This window comes from Marinoscillum sp. 108 (genome assembly GCF_902506655.1).
Lineage (GTDB): Bacteria > Bacteroidota > Bacteroidia > Cytophagales > Cyclobacteriaceae > Marinoscillum > Marinoscillum luteum.
On record NZ_LR734819.1, the window covers coordinates 85,116 to 100,325 of the forward strand.

The window sequence follows — 15,210 nt, forward strand, 5'->3', positions numbered from 1 at the left end:
GGGCGTCGCAGCCTCCCGCTCCGGGTATAAATAAGTGACTCAAAATTGGAACCACTATAGTTCAAGTTCCGGATGGGCTGTCTGGTTTACCGGGAGAAAAATCCTCACCTTAGTCCCTTTTCCGGGTTTGGAGTCTAGCTTGATGCTACCATGGTGCTCCTGTACGATAGATTTCACAATGGCCAGTCCAAGGCCGGGGTTGGTATCTTTGGTGGTAAAGAAGGGTTCAAAGACCTGCTCTTGTAAGTCCTGAGGGATTCCTACTCCGTCATCCGAAATTTCCAGCCCTATTCTCTTATCATCTTTTCTATAGTACCTGATGGTGATTTCGCCTTCATGCTCTATGGCTTGCACGGCATTCATCAGGAGGTTGACTAGGAGTTGATTGATTTTGGCAGGATAGCACTCTATAGGCGGAATATTACCAAACATCTTATTGATGGTGATGCGAAAGCCGATCTGATTATTGAGCAATGTCAGAGAGGTGTCTACTTCCTTCTGCAAGTCTGTGAAAGAGTAAAAATTTTGAGAGTCTGCGGTGAAGGAGCTCAGACTTTTCACAATGTCGGTGCTTTTGGAGGCGCCATTAAGAATGGATTGGGCTAGCTGATTGCTGTCATCCATGAGCATCTGGTATTCTGCCAGGAGTGCTGGTTCACTTTCTTTGGCATGAAGCTGAAGTTGCAGATGCTTGAGCTCCTCCAGATTTTTCATAATGCACTCAGCACCCCCACGTATGTAGTTGAGAGGATTGTTGAGTTCATGGGCAATACCGGCAGTGAGGTGACCCATTGAGGCGAGTTTTTCTGATTGGATCAGCTGTCCCTGGGCAGATTTTAGCTCTTTGATGGTCTTCATCAGGCGGCTGTTTTGATTCTTGAGCTCTCGGGTTTTTTCCTGTACCCGAGCCTGTAAGAGTTCGTTTCTTGATTTGAGTGTACGGCTTCTGAGTCGTGCTAAAAATAAAGTGAGCAGAATCACCAGAATGAGTACTCCTACTCTGAACCAGCTGTTGTCGTAGAATGCTGACTTTACGGTCAGTACCGGGCTGGTTGCTGTCGGGCTCCAGCCTCCATTTCCTATTCTCGCTTGTACCATGAACTGATAGGTTCCTGGTTTCAGGTTAGAGTACAGGATAGTGTGCTGGTTGTAAAAAGGAATATGCTGCCATTGGTCTTCCAGTCCATCCAGCTTTAACCGATAGTTAATATGCTCTTCGTCGTAAAAGGAGACGGAGCGGTATTGAAATCGAATATTGTTTTCTGAGTGGTCGAAACTTTGAGATGAGGTTGGGGTACCATTTACTGTGGCACCGAGGTATTCTATTTTGGGTACCGGGAGTTCAGGAATTGCTCTTGGGTCATAAATGGATATTCCCTCATCTGTTCCTACAAGGATTTTGCCATTTCTAGAAAGGACCAATGCATTTCTATTGACTTCATTTCCGGCCAACCCGTTGGTTTTGGAAAGATGGTAAGTCTCATTGGGGCTCACCAGATAGATGCCCTTGCCGGTACCTACCCACAGTCTTCCCTCACGATCCGCCAAAAAGGAATAAACCGGTGAATCAAAATGATCATAAATTGGAGAGTGGACAATCTGGTTGCCTTCCAAAACTCTGACTCCATTGGCGGTACCCAGCAGAAATTGCCCGTCGTATTGTATGCCTGTATAGATGTTATTGTCGTTGAGGATTTCGGATTGAATGAACTCCCCGGACACAAGATCGCTGACCCCCATCTGCGTGAGCAGTAGTTGTCGTTGGTCATCGAAAGCCATCTTCCTGATGATCCCATAATCATCCTTTTGTGGCGTGGTTATCGGGCTCCACAGATTACCATCTTTTCTGTAGATCGTATTTTGACACGAAGCGTAGAGTCTTCCCTGATGTACCTGAAGGTCCAGTACCCTGCTGTTCTCATTGATCAGGTCAAAATCAAACTGTCCATCTTTGAACCTGACCACTCCCGCTGTGTTTCCAGCCATGTAAATATTGCCCTCGAATGAAACCATATCCATGACCCGGGCATGAATGAATTTCCGAGGGAAAGGATATTTTTCTATATCACCTGTTGAGCGAACAATATTAAGTCCCAGATTTGACCCAAAATAGAGGTCTCCGTTTTGATCTTCCAGTATGGCACTCACTTCGTTTTCAAGTAAAAAGTGACTATTGAAATTCCAAGTATCCTGGTTGTTCACCTTAAAGGCTCCCCGAAGTGTGGCTACCCACAGTGAGCCTTCATGGTCAACCATAGCGTTCATACAGACATAATCCAGATCGAAGTACTCCGTGATTACTGCTCTTTTTTCATGACTATGGAGGTCATACTGATGGAGCGGAGAGTTGGAACTATAGTATAGTTTGCCTCTGTGATGCATAAGGTTACTCACCGCTCCTACATCAGGGTAACCAATGAGTTCATTGCGAAAGAGAAATGTGATTTCTTCTGAGCCGCTTGATAAAACTCCCAGCCAGTCTTTACCTAATAAATAAAAGGTATCATCTTCCTCATTGTAGTCCAGATCCAGGACCTCTTCATGTTCAACAAGGGTGGTCAAGGATCCATTGAGATATATATGCAAACCTTGGCTCGAAGCTATCAGGACGGTATCACCGAGGGTCTTGATGCTATTAATCTTAAAGCTTTCGGGGTCTTTCTGGCCAAGGAGGTCAAGGTTCCATTGGTTATCGGAATAAAAATAGAGTTTGTTCTGAGTGCCAATGATCAGGCTGTTGCCGTGACCCGAGAGATGGTGACCCATGACGTATCGGGAATGAAGGGGTAAATTGGCTATTTCCGGTGGGAGATTTAATGGAGACCAACGATCATCCGTATATACGGAAAAGGAAAGTTTGTCCCCGTTGAAACCAAGTACATAAACAGAACTATCTGACAGAGCTTCCAGGCACACTTTGCCGATTATTGGCAGAATACCCAGCGAATCTGGGAAACTCAGCCAGCCCGTGCCGTCATACGTGCTAATACCATCTTGTGTGGCAAACCAGATTTCGCCATTTGGAAGTTGCTCCATTTCTGTGATACGGTTGGAAACCATACCATCTAGGTTTTTATAGACACAAGCTGAGAAATACTGACCATTTACCACATGGCTCCCTATCCAGCAGCAAAGTAAAAAAAGAGATTTACGTAATGGGAGCACTCTTGACCAGATCATCTAGGGTTTGAAAACTTTTTGAAATTGCGCAAAAAAGGTGGAATAGAAATTTAGCCTGAAATGCAGAGAAATCGGTCAAAATTAAAAAAATAATCACCAGAGGTTATGGCTGATGTTACAATGAGAAGTAATGATTTATCAAGTGCACACTGAATGAAAGAATTGGCATCTTTGCCACCAAATAATAAATCTTTTTATAGGGTAAAAGGGCCATTTGGGGCGGAGGATATTTGGCAGAATCCAATAAAGTGAGAATAAATTCGTTGACATTTTCGCGAATTAGCCTATGAATATGAAAATAAAGAACAATTTTATCGGCCTAAAACGGCCAAAAACGAAGGTTTTTGAAAATGGCAGGATTTTATAGCTCTTTGGCAGGATCGCAAATTCAAGAAGTATCATATTAGCTCTACAAAATTCGGAAGACGCCCATGAAACATTTAATCTGGTATAGCTCGAAAACGGAAAATTACAACCACGGATCTTCTATTGATTTGAAGATTAGCGAATCTCTAATGGGAGAGAAGATGGAGGTGTTGTATGAAATGGAGGAATCTGAAGAACGATTGGTGAGAAAGATTGTGTCCCAGTTGAACAACGCCAGACTGGAAAAAGCACGTAACTATCAAGTAGCCTAAAAAAGAAGTTTATAAAAATATTTAAAATAAGTCCGTTTGCAATAGCAGCGGTCTTGTCTATAGCTGGTTGGGGCCCCAAGGAATTCATTCTTTGGGGTTTTTTTATTTCACCCCTTCCAAAATCAAATCCCCTCCCAAAAAATTTTTGTCAAAACAGGAACCTTATTGCACATCTATCGTAATATTGCGATATGGGAGTGACAAAGACAGATTTATTTACAAGAGAACAAAACGAACTGGCGACCGTGGCTAAGGTCATTGGTCATCCCGCTCGGATAGCCATCCTGCAGCATGTCCTGAAATCTAACCAGTGCATCAACAGCGACCTGGTCAAAGATCTGGGTTTGGCACAGGCGACTATCTCCCAGCATCTGAAAGAACTCAAATCATTGGGAATCATAAGGGGTACTGTGGAAGGTACAGCTATGTGCTACTGTGTGGATGGTGAGGTGTGGGAGAAAATCAGCAAAGACTTTCAGAAGTTTTTCGGTACCTATGATGAGATGAAGAGCTGCTGCTAGCTCTTTTTTTGAGAATCATCATCGTAATAAAGCGATATACAGATATGAATTTAATGATCAGTAATCTTAATAACAGTGTGGCTTTCTATCGAAACCTCTTTAATCGGATGCCGGTTTCGCTTTCGTTTGACACTGCCCGCTTCACTTGGGAGGAGAAAGATATCCTACTAACCGAAACTGGAAAACGACCTGAAGTTAAGAGTTGCCACACTGTAGAGGTACACTCGGTGGAGCATCTCCACGAGATGTACGCCAGGATCAAGAGATATATCTCGCAATATGACTGGCATTCACAATGTAAAATTCTTGACAAACAATTCGCAGTGTCAGATCCGGACGGACACCAATGGATCATTAAACAAGGAGAGGTTGAGATCAACTGTTCCATTGCCGATTACTGCTTTCTTGAACAAACAACTAAATAATTATATATATGAACAATCAAATTAAATTTCACATTGCTCTGAACGTATCTGAGATTGGAGCTACCGTAGACTTTTACAAAGGGCTTTTTAATGCTGAACCTGTTAAGCTGAAGGATGACTATGCTAAATTTGAGCTGGACGAGCCAGGCCTTGTGATCTCATTTATTCAGGCTCCGGATAAGGTATCCAGTCATTTTGGGCACCTGGGGCTGAGGGTGGCTAATGAGGCACAGCTCGCAAAACGCAAAGAAGAAGTTGAGAAAAAGCTTCAAATAGCACTGGAAGAGACCAATACGAACTGCTGCTATGCTCAGCAGGATAAGTTTTGGGTGAACGATCCGGATGGCTATGAGTGGGAGGTTTACCACTTTAAAAAGGATGTAGACAAAAATGATAAAAGACCACAGGCTGTTGCTTGTTGCTAATTGAAAGAGTCATTTGGGTATCTACAGCTTTAGTATCTACCACCCAAGAGCCCCCGTTGGAGGGGTGAATCTCGGCTTATGGGCTGCGCAAGCAGCCCATTGTTTTGGTAGCGGGCCAATTCACCTTCTCAGGAGGATTGCTATAATCTGCGGACTGTAGAAGCACTGCGGGAGGTGGCTTTCGAATAGAGATTTTATATGTAATGAACAGTAGGCTAAATCCTGACAAATGAAGGAACAGCATGACGTTAATAAAGTATATGATGTAATCATCGTGGGTGGTGGACAGAGCGGTCTGGCTCTCGCATATTACCTGCGACGTACCGGCCTCAGGTATGTTATCCTAGATGCCGGGACAGCATCAGGTGGTTCGTGGCAAAACTACTGGTCGTCCATCACCTTGTTTTCACCAGCCCAGTGGAGCTCGCTGCCCGGAACCCTAATGCCGGGAGGTACAGAACATTATCCGGGGAAGGGGGACATCACGGACTATCTGACATCTTATGAAAAGCGTTATGAACTAAAGATAGACCGCCCGGTCAGGGTGACAGAGATCAACTGGCATCAGGATATTTTTACTTTGCAGACCTCAGTAGGGACCTATCAGGCCCGGGTGGTGGTGGGAGCTACGGGGTCTTTCGAAAACCCCTTTATCCCTGAGATCTCGGGTCGTGAAACTTTTACAGGTAAAATCATCCACTCAGCACAGTACCGTGAGTCCACAGTGTTCAAAAATCAGAAGGTAGGTATCGTAGGGGAAGGCAACAGTGGGGCTCAGATACTTTCTGAGGTGTCCAGGGTGGCAGACACTTTTTGGATCACGAAGGATCCTCCAGATTTTTTGCCAGATCATGTGGACGGCAGGTATCTGTTTGATGCGGCTTCTCAGCTTTTCGAAGCTAAAAAGAGAGGCCGGGAGTACATCCCTCCTTCTCTGGGTCACATCGTCATGGTGCCCTCTGTAAAGGATGCTCGCTCCAGAAGCGTGCTCGTACATTATCCTTCGATCACCAGGTTTACAACGAATGGTGTGGAGCTGGAGGATCACCGGGAGCTTCCGCTGGATTCCGTTATATTCTGCACCGGCTTCCGACCGGCCCTGCAGATTTTTAAAAACCTGCCGGTGACCTTTCGTCACGATAAAATCCCAACCAATGGCACCCGCTCACGGGAGCTTCCGGGTCTGTGGATGGTAGGATACGGTAGCTGGACCGGTTTCGCCTCCGCCACTGTGGTGGGTGTGGGCCGCTCTGCCAAAGCGACCAGTATTGAGATTGAGGAATTTCTAAAATAAATTATTTCCCCGCGCAATGAATGCATCGGGTACTTTCGGGCATGAAAAGAAGGCGTTTGGGGTTGATTTCATTACCGCATCTGCTGCATTTCCCAAACTTCTCCGTGTCGATCAGGTCCAGCCATCGCCTGAGCGCCTCCAGCTTTTGTTCGGACGCCCTCAGGTTGGCCTCATCTATGGTTTTGTTATTGATGTAATCCATTCTGCTCAGCCGACCCACTGCATTGTCCAGTCCCATGGGTTTAGTGGCAACAGTTAGATCCTGTACACGTTGTTCCAGTTCCACTATTTTTTCCTCAATGGCTGTCCGAATTTCTTTTTTTTCGTTAATGTCCATGGATCGTTGATTTTAACGTTTTTTTCGAAACATCCAAGATAAAACAACCGTCCAAGTAAAGGGCATTTTCAGTTTGAAGAAAGCCGCTTATTTTTGCACACCAAAAGAAAATTTGAATATCATAAATATGGAGCAAGTAGATCTGGAACTCAGGAAGGAACACCAGGAAAAAATCAAGCAGGTAATTAGCGAGGTTGGTAAGGTGGTAGTTGGGCAGGAGTACATGGTCAACAGGTTATTGATAGGTTTGTTTACACAGGGTCATATATTGCTGGAGGGTGTGCCGGGACTGGCTAAGACCCTCACCGTGAATACCCTGTCGGATGTTTTGAAGCTTGACTTCAAGCGCATCCAGTTTACACCTGACTTGCTGCCGGCGGACCTTATCGGTACGATGATCTATAATCAGCAGAAAGCGGACTTTGAAGTAAAGAAGGGCCCGATCTTTTCTAATCTGATCCTTGCAGATGAAGTAAACCGGGCACCTGCCAAGGTACAGTCGGCCTTGCTGGAGGCCATGCAGGAAAAAACGGTTTCCATTGGGGAGACTACTTTCAAGCTGGACAGGCCTTTTCTGGTTCTGGCCACTCAAAATCCGGTGGATCAGGAAGGAACTTATCCACTTCCAGAGGCACAGGTGGATCGATTCATGTTGAAGGTACATGTGGATTATCCTACCAAAGAGGAAGAACTGGAAGTGATGCGTCGGATGGCCAACATGACTTTTAAGTCTGAGGTCAATACTATTTTATCTAAAGAAGACATATTCTCCATCAGAGAAGAGATCAATCAGGTGGCACTCTCTGAGTCGCTTGAGCGATATATCATCGAGCTGGTATTTGCAACCAGAAATCCGAAGGACTACAAACTGGATCAGGAGGCTCAATACATTCAATTTGGAGCATCACCTCGAGCTTCTATTAACCTGAACCTTGCGGCTAAGGCTGTGGCCTTTTTTGACGAACGCGACTATGTACTCCCAGAGGATATCAAAGCCGTAGCGGATGATGTGATGAACCATAGGATTTTGCTCAACTATGAAGCCGAAGCGGACGGGGTGACCACCCATGAAATCATCCGGCAAATCTTAAATAAGGTTCAAATCACCAAATAGTGGACCTGAGGGCTTTAATAGGCGATTTCTGAAGATTCTTTGGGAAACCCTTCACAATGACGTAACAAACATAATGACCAGTTAAAACTGGTCATTTTTGTTTAATGATATCGTAACAAGTCGACCCACACCAGTTAACATTAGACCGACACCTTTGCAGTCATATTAGTTAGAAATCTAATTATTCGAAACTCAAATAAAAAGGTGTTAATTATGAAAAAATTATTGGCTATAGCTTTCATGCTATCTGGATTGATGTTCATCACGTCTTGTACAGAAGATACTGTAGACCCTGACAATGGGGTGACCATTTCTGGTCTTACTGCAGCTGTCTCTATTGAAAATCTTGGAACATACGGTCCTGTGACTGTTACATTCGAAGGTGCCGACGGTCTTGCCTCAGTATCCCTTACCAAGGATGGTGCTGCTTACGGTGATACTACCTTCACAGGAGCTCCTACCACTGCTTCATTGGAATTTGGCTATACGGCTACTGAAGCGGATGAAGATGCAAACATCGTATTTGTATTTACTGCTACGGATGCTGACGGAGACGTTGAGTCTTCTACCGTGGTTATTTCTGTAGGAGAAGCAACACCTCCACGGGAAACCATCGTACTTTCTGGGGTCATCGATGAAGACATGACTTTGACTCCTGATGGATTCTATGAGCTTGCTGGTAGAGTGATCGTAACAGGTGGTGCTACTCTGACAATCGAACCAGGTACAATTATCAAAGGTCGCTTGGGAGAAGGTTCTAATGCTTCTGTTTTGATGATTGCCAGAGATGGAATGATTGATGCAGAAGGAACAGCTGAAAAGCCAATTATCTTTACTTCTGTCAATGACAACATAGCGCTTGGAGCTTTGTCTGGAACTAACCTTACTGCTACTGACAATCAGCTTTGGGGAGGAGTGGTAATTCTCGGAAATGCACCAATCTCTGTAGAAGCGGGCACTTCAGCACAGATAGAAGGTGTTCCTGCCAGTGAGCCACTGGGACAGTATGGTGGAGACAACGCAACACATAGCTCAGGTACTTTTAAATATGTGTCTCTTCGCCATGGAGGTACTACCATCGACCCTGTAGCCGGAAACGACATCAATGGTCTTACTCTTGGTGGTGTGGGTTCAGGAACTGTGATCTCTAACATTGAGGTCTTTGCCAACTACGATGACGGAATCGAGTTCTTCGGTGGTTCGGTGAATGTAACAAATGTGTTGGTATACACTGTAGGTGATGATGGTCTGGATGTAGATCAGGCTTACTCTGGTACCATTGACAACTTCCTGGTTTATACAAGTACCGCTGCATCTTCAGATGAAGGACTTGAAATTGACGGACCAGAAGGTTCTGAAAACGCTACTGGTAAATTCAACATCAAGAACGGAACAATCACTTCTGTAGATGGTGGTGGAAGTGGTGCAGATTTCAAATCAAAAGCACAGGGTTCTGTGACGAATGTGAAATGGGCGAACTTCACCGGAGGATCTACGGTGAAAATCAGAGCCAGCTTCAACGCTGACTGTACAGTAAAAACGGATGCCATGTCTCATTTGACTGCTGGTGACTTAAGCTTCACCACTGTAGAGTTTGCTGCGATCAAGGTTTATTCAGATCAGGATTGTGCTACTGAATTGGCTGCAGCTCAGGCTTCAGCTGAGGCTAGCGTTACCATAGGTACTGCTACTGGTGTGTCTGATGCCACTGTGTTTGCCAGCTGGACGGCTGCTGCTCAGGCAGGCCTTCTTTAAGGGACGATTTCAGAGGAAATATATAGATAACATTGATTTAAAGAGGAGACTCCATATAGTTGGGGTCTCCTTTTTTGCTGAAAGCAGGGAGATAGCATGGATTTTTGCAGAGTCCACCGATCGACAACTCATTAAGTGACCCGCTTGCTCCGGCAATAATGTTACTCTGATGTTAACACGATTTTAATACGAAGGGTCAAAAGTTAAATTTTTCATAATTATTTATTGCCACCGCTCCAGTCTTTATCAATCTAATTTTGCACGAAATTTTATTTGGATTGATAATGAAATATTTCATTCTTACTGCACTTTTATTTGGTTTGTTTTTCGGTCAGGCCCAGGCCCAGAAAGGTTTCCTGAGGGGGACTGTTTTTGATGGTGAAACTGGAGAGCCTTTAATCGGAGCGGTAGTATTTAGACAAGGAACCACCGATGGTACCGTAACCGATTTCAACGGGAACTATTCATTGCCATTGCAAGCAGGCACACACACTATTGTGTACCAGTTTGTCTCTTTCAGAACCACCACGGTGGAAAACCTGGAAATCGTTGCCGAAAAAGTAAACACTCTGGATGTGACCCTACAGTCGGATGTAGAAGAACTTGCAGAGGTGGTGGTTACCGCACAGGTCATCAAGAATTCGGAATCTGCTCTACTCTCGGTACAAAAGAAATCAGCCAACGTACTGGATGGAATTTCTGCCCAGACATTCAGAAAAATAGGGGATAGTAACCTATCAGGCGCCATGAAACGGGTGACGGGAGTGTCTGTTCAGGGAGGAAAGTATGTCTATGTTCGGGGGTTGGGTGATCGATATACCCGTACCACACTGAATGGAATGAGTATCCCGGGTCTTGATCCCGAGCGAAATGACGTGCAGATAGACCTTTTTCCTACCAATGTGCTGGAAAATGTAATGGTGTACAAAACTTTTTCGCCGGAATTGGCGGGGGATTTTGCTGGAGGTACAGTGAACGTGGAAACCAAAAGCTTCCCTGAGGAGAAGACCACAAGGCTGGCCATTGGCCTGGGGTATAATCCCAAAATGAATCTGATCAATAACTTCACTTCATATGAAGGAAGCAACACCGATTTTCTTGGATACGATGATGGCGTTCGTAAAATGCCATTGGACCCACAAACGGAGATCCCAAGACCTACCTCACCAGAGCCAGCCAATGCAGGTGAGTTGCTGGAGTCTTATACACGAAGCTTCAATCCTACTATGGCAGCTAAGAATCAGTCCAACTTTCTGAACTCTTCGCTTTCTTTTAACCACGGCAATCAACTCGACCTACCTGGTGTGAAGTTTGGATATGGCGTGGTGCTGAACTACCAAAACCAGTATGATTACTATGGTAACACGGTGGTGAGTTCATATTTTAAAGACAACAACAAGGATGTCAATGCACTGGATGCTCAGTTTGTCAAAAACGGAGAACTGGGCAGGCAGAACGTCCTCTGGAGTGGACTGGTGACCAGTGCGGTAAAATTCAACAAACACGAGCTGGGCCTTACCTTTTTGAAAACTCAGAACGGAATCAAAACAGCCACTAACCGTGTGTCTCAGGATTTTGAAGAGACCAGTCAGACGGCCTATGAAAACATCCTTACCTATACGCAGCGCTCGCTGACCAGCCCTACCATCTACGGTAAGCACAACCTGAACAAGTGGACACTTCAGTGGTCCAATTCAGTGACGCTTGCGAGGGTTTATGATCCTGACTTCAGACAAGTACTGATTGCTGAGGTGCCACAATACCAGGGCGGTGAACAAGTGGGTGTTCAGTACTTTATCAGTGGTGGCCAGGGAGGGAGTGCTGGCAGATTCTGGAGAGACCTGAACGAAACCAACGAAAACTTCAGATTGGATGCTACTTACGCACTCAATGAGAAAGTAAAATTGAAAGTGGGCGGGGCAGGACTATACAAGTGGAGAACGTTTGACACGTTTGCGTACAATTTCTCTACCAACCAGCCTGTAGAAAACGATGCTGACTGGATTCTCAGGCCGGAAAACATCTGGACACCCGATTCCAGACAGGGCATTTATGTGAGTGGAAACTATGAGGCCGCAAACAATTATGAGGCCCGATCGAGTGTGAATGCTGCTTATGTAATGTCAGATGCTTTCATTACCCCGAAACTCAGAGCCATCTTCGGAGTGCGGGCAGAGCAGGCTCAGATGTACTATACAGGGCAGGATAATCTGGGTTCTACCGTCTATGACGATGAGCAAACGCTGGATCAACTGAACCTGCTACCATCATTGAACATGGTATACAGCCTGAAAGAAAATGTAAACCTCAGAGGCTCATACGGGCGAACACTGGCTCGTCCCTCGTTTAGGGAGAAGTCTATCGCTCAGATTCTGGACCCGGTATCAGGCGTGACCTTTTCAGGAAATATTGATCTGGAACAAACCAACATCGACAACTTCGATTTGAGATGGGAGAACTTCTTCGGTCGGGAGGAGATGGTATCTGTTTCTGCCTTTTACAAGAAGTTTAATGGTCACATTGAGCAGACCCGCTTTGAGTTGGAGCCAAGAGAAGTCACCTGGCAAAATATCGGAGGCAGCTACGTATATGGTCTGGAGTTGGAGTTCAGAAAGAAACTTCCCGTGGAAGGGTTGATGCTGGGGTCGAATCTATCCTGGGCTCAGTCGCATGTGGATATGACGCAGATCATCGTGAGCAGGGATGAAATCAACAACACCGTGACCACTGAATATGAGTCTAGAAAGCAGCAGGCCAGAACGGACGAGACCATCGACAAAGACCGAGTAATGGCCGGCCAGGCACCTTATCTGATCAATGCGTTTCTTAATTACTCAGACTTCAATGGGATCAATAGCCTGAGCCTTTCATACAATGTGCAGGGTGAGAGTCTGTCTGTGGTGGGCGTAGGTCAGGTGCCTGATGTATACGTGAAGCCTTTTCACAGCTTCAACCTAAATGTGACCAGAGAGATAGGTGAGCGAAGGAATGGTCAGATTCGATTCACCATTGACAACATTCTGGGAGATTCAAAAGAGCAGGTTTGGAAAAACCACGAGTCTGGTGATGAGCTTTTTTCAAGATTTGATGAAGGCCGGACCTTCACCCTCAGATACCAGTATTCCTTTTAACAGCTTAAGTATTCGAATTATCTTCATATTGACTGGAAGAAGCCTCACTTGTGGGGCTTTTTTTGTTTGGTCAATAGGCTTGATAGATGATTTTAAGCTGACTTTTGATAGTCTCTATTTGCTTCTGATAGTTGGTGAGTTCATGGAGTGCTTTCTCTTTTCCATTGCCATTTGATTTGCTTACTTTCTTGCTGGCTGTGGCCGCTTTCTTTTCTGCCTTCCCCAGGATTTCCCCTAGCTCTTCGATGTAATAAGCCTTTTTGAAATCCTGCAGAATGGTTTTGATCTGGGCATTGTAAGCCGCCACTTTTGTTTTTGGTACATTTTCCTGATCCAGCGCCACAAAAAACTTGCACCCTGTCTTGCTGCCCAGGGTTTTAGAAAGCAGGATAATGTCCACATTGCCCGAGTTGACCTCACTGGGGACGGTCACTTTGTAGTACCCCCTCATGTTCAGCGGTCTGCCGAATTCCCGACTGTACCTCCACCAGCCTCGCTCTACCTCTTTGGCCGGAAAGTCAAAACTTGTGCTGATCCCATCTCTTGCTTTGCCATCGATGGTGAGCTTATCCGGGTTGATTTGCGCAGAAAAATCCTGGGACCAACCGCAATAACTCATAAAAAAAACGAAAAAGATCAGGAGGATTCTTTCAGTCATAAGTTTATTAGATTCATGCAACTCTAAAATGGCGCTATGGCAAAGATATTAATCACAGGTGGAAGTGGACTGGTTGGAACTCATCTCAGCAAAATGCTTAAAAATGCCGGAAATGAGGTCGCTCACCTTAGCCGCTCCACGGACTCCTCCGGGGAGTTCCCTTCCTTTACGTGGAATCTTGCTAAGCGGTTTATTGAGGAGGAGGCATTTATTGGAGTGGACCACATCATCCACCTAGCCGGTGCCGGTGTGGCGGATAAAAGATGGACCAATGACCGAAAAAAGGTCATTTTAGAAAGTCGCATCGGGGGCATAAAACTCCTTCATGAGTATGTCTCTCGCCTTGGGGTCCAGCTGAAATCCTTTATATCTGCCAGCGCTATTGGGTACTATGGCTCAGATACTGGCAGTGCTGTGGTTACTGAGACTTCCCCTCCAGGGGATGATTTTCTGGCGCAGGTAGTAAAGGCCTGGGAGGCCGAGGCAGATACCTTTGCAGAAATGACCACTGTGAGTAAGGTTCGCGTAGGTGTTGTGTTGAGCGACAAGGGAGGGGCGATGACCGAGATACTAAAGCCTATTCGGTACTTTGTGGGGGCTCCGTTGGGCACTGGCAAGCAATGGATGAGTTGGATTCATATTGATGATTTATGTCGAATTTTTCAGTTTGTAATGGAAAAAGAACTGGCAGGAACCTACAACGCCACAGCCCCAAATCCCGTAACAAATGAGGCACTCACCAAATTACTGGCGAAAAGCATAAACAAACCCTTATTTTTGCCGAATGTGCCGGCCGTGATGATGAAGTTGCTTTTGGGAGAAATGTCCCAAATTGTGCTGGGTGGAAGCAATGTTTCATCTGCGCAGATTCAAGAGCACGGCTTTAAATTTTCATTTACCCAAATTGACCATGCCATTGATGATTTGCTCGGATAATCTCTTTAGGATTAAATCCCTTATCTTCAACGGCCATTTTTACAAAACCCCATTTTTATGACAGAGAAAGAAAACGAAGTGTCCAAGGAACAGGAAGAAAAAATTCTTGAGGCATTTAAAGACAGAGATTGGAATGAAATCAAGAGCTCAGACTCCTGGGCTATTTTTAAAATTATGTCCGAATTTGTAGACGGCTTTGAAAAGCTTGCCAAAATCGGACCCTGCGTTTCGGTCTTTGGCTCAGCCCGGACCAAGGACGATGATAAATACTATAAAATGGCCGAGGAGATTGCTGCCAAGCTGGTGCGACATGGATATGGAGTGATCACCGGAGGAGGCCCCGGTATCATGGAAGCAGGTAATAAAGGTGCCCATAAGCAGGGGGGTAAGTCCGTGGGACTCAACATCGATTTACCTTTCGAGCAGTTTAACAACATATACATAGACCGAGACAAGCTGATCAACTTTGACTATTTCTTTGTGCGCAAAGTGATGTTTGTGAAGTACTCTCAGGGATTTATTGTAATGCCCGGAGGATTTGGCACCCTGGATGAGCTTTTTGAGGCCCTCACACTGATTCAAACCAAGAAAATCGGTCGGTTCCCGATAGTTTTGGTTGGAAAAGAATACTGGGGTGGTCTGTTCGACTGGATCAAAAACGTGCTGCTCGCACAAGCCAATAACATTAACGAAGTGGATTTGGAACTTTTCAGTATCGTAGACACCGCCACAGAAGCTGTCCATGTGATCGATGAGTTCTACAACAAATACCTATTGAGCCCTAACTTCTAATACC

13 protein-coding genes are annotated in these 15,210 nt (G+C 45.3%); 10 read left to right on the forward strand and 3 right to left on the reverse strand.

Annotated elements, in window-relative coordinates; genetic code table 11:
- Window positions 1-54: 54 nt before the first annotated feature.
- A complete protein-coding gene (locus GV030_RS20990; protein ID WP_159585388.1) occupies window positions 55-3,060 on the reverse strand; it encodes an ATP-binding protein in 3,006 nt (1,001 codons plus the stop codon).
- Window positions 3,061-3,611: 551 nt separating this feature from the next.
- On the opposite strand from GV030_RS20990, the gene GV030_RS20995 reads away from it, so the two are divergent.
- The 5 genes from GV030_RS20995 (at window position 3,612) to GV030_RS21015 (ending at window position 6,483) form a co-directional block, all read left to right on the forward strand.
- Complete coding sequence (locus GV030_RS20995; RefSeq protein WP_159585390.1) at window positions 3,612-3,818, forward strand: hypothetical protein; 207 nt, start codon at window positions 3,612-3,614, stop codon at window positions 3,816-3,818.
- Window positions 3,819-4,009: 191 nt separating this feature from the next.
- Window positions 4,010-4,339, forward strand: a complete 330-nt coding sequence (locus GV030_RS21000; protein ID WP_159585392.1) for a helix-turn-helix transcriptional regulator — start codon at window positions 4,010-4,012, stop codon at window positions 4,337-4,339.
- Window positions 4,340-4,392: 53 nt separating this feature from the next.
- Window positions 4,393-4,764, forward strand: coding sequence for a hypothetical protein (locus GV030_RS21005; protein ID WP_159585394.1), 372 nt, complete (start codon window positions 4,393-4,395; stop codon window positions 4,762-4,764).
- Between the two features lie 8 nt (window positions 4,765-4,772).
- Window positions 4,773-5,189 (forward strand): ArsI/CadI family heavy metal resistance metalloenzyme, encoded by a 417-nt coding sequence (locus GV030_RS21010; RefSeq protein WP_159585396.1) that lies wholly within the window; start codon window positions 4,773-4,775, stop codon window positions 5,187-5,189.
- 229 nt (window positions 5,190-5,418) lie between these two features.
- Entirely contained in the window at window positions 5,419-6,483 is a 1,065-nt protein-coding gene (locus GV030_RS21015) for an ArsO family NAD(P)H-dependent flavin-containing monooxygenase (RefSeq protein WP_159585398.1), read from the forward strand.
- 1 nt (window position 6,484) lies between these two features.
- Here GV030_RS21015 and GV030_RS21020 read toward each other — a convergent pair whose 3' ends face one another.
- Entirely contained in the window at window positions 6,485-6,820 is a 336-nt protein-coding gene (locus GV030_RS21020; protein ID WP_159585400.1) for a TraR/DksA family transcriptional regulator, read from the reverse strand.
- 127 nt (window positions 6,821-6,947) lie between these two features.
- Between GV030_RS21020 and GV030_RS21025 the strand changes: the two genes are divergently transcribed.
- From GV030_RS21025 to GV030_RS21035, 3 genes are all read left to right on the forward strand, one after another.
- Window positions 6,948-7,934 (forward strand): MoxR family ATPase, encoded by a 987-nt coding sequence (locus GV030_RS21025; protein ID WP_159585402.1) that lies wholly within the window; start codon window positions 6,948-6,950, stop codon window positions 7,932-7,934.
- A 213-nt stretch (window positions 7,935-8,147) separates the two neighbouring features.
- Window positions 8,148-9,689, forward strand: a complete 1,542-nt coding sequence (locus GV030_RS21030; RefSeq protein ID WP_159585404.1) for a hypothetical protein — start codon at window positions 8,148-8,150, stop codon at window positions 9,687-9,689.
- A 284-nt stretch (window positions 9,690-9,973) separates the two neighbouring features.
- Entirely contained in the window at window positions 9,974-12,820 is a 2,847-nt protein-coding gene (locus GV030_RS21035; RefSeq protein ID WP_159585406.1) for a TonB-dependent receptor, read from the forward strand.
- Window positions 12,821-12,890: 70 nt separating this feature from the next.
- Here the strand turns inward: GV030_RS21035 and GV030_RS21040 are convergent, their stop codons facing one another.
- Window positions 12,891-13,478 (reverse strand): hypothetical protein, encoded by a 588-nt coding sequence (locus GV030_RS21040; protein ID WP_159585408.1) that lies wholly within the window; start codon window positions 13,476-13,478, stop codon window positions 12,891-12,893.
- Window positions 13,479-13,514: 36 nt separating this feature from the next.
- On the opposite strand from GV030_RS21040, the gene GV030_RS21045 reads away from it, so the two are divergent.
- Window positions 13,515-14,414, forward strand: a complete 900-nt coding sequence (locus GV030_RS21045) for a TIGR01777 family oxidoreductase (RefSeq protein WP_159585410.1) — start codon at window positions 13,515-13,517, stop codon at window positions 14,412-14,414.
- A gap of 57 nt (window positions 14,415-14,471) precedes the next feature.
- Window positions 14,472-15,206, forward strand: coding sequence for a TIGR00730 family Rossman fold protein (locus GV030_RS21050; RefSeq protein WP_159585412.1), 735 nt, complete (start codon window positions 14,472-14,474; stop codon window positions 15,204-15,206).
- Window positions 15,207-15,210: the final 4 nt, after the last annotated feature.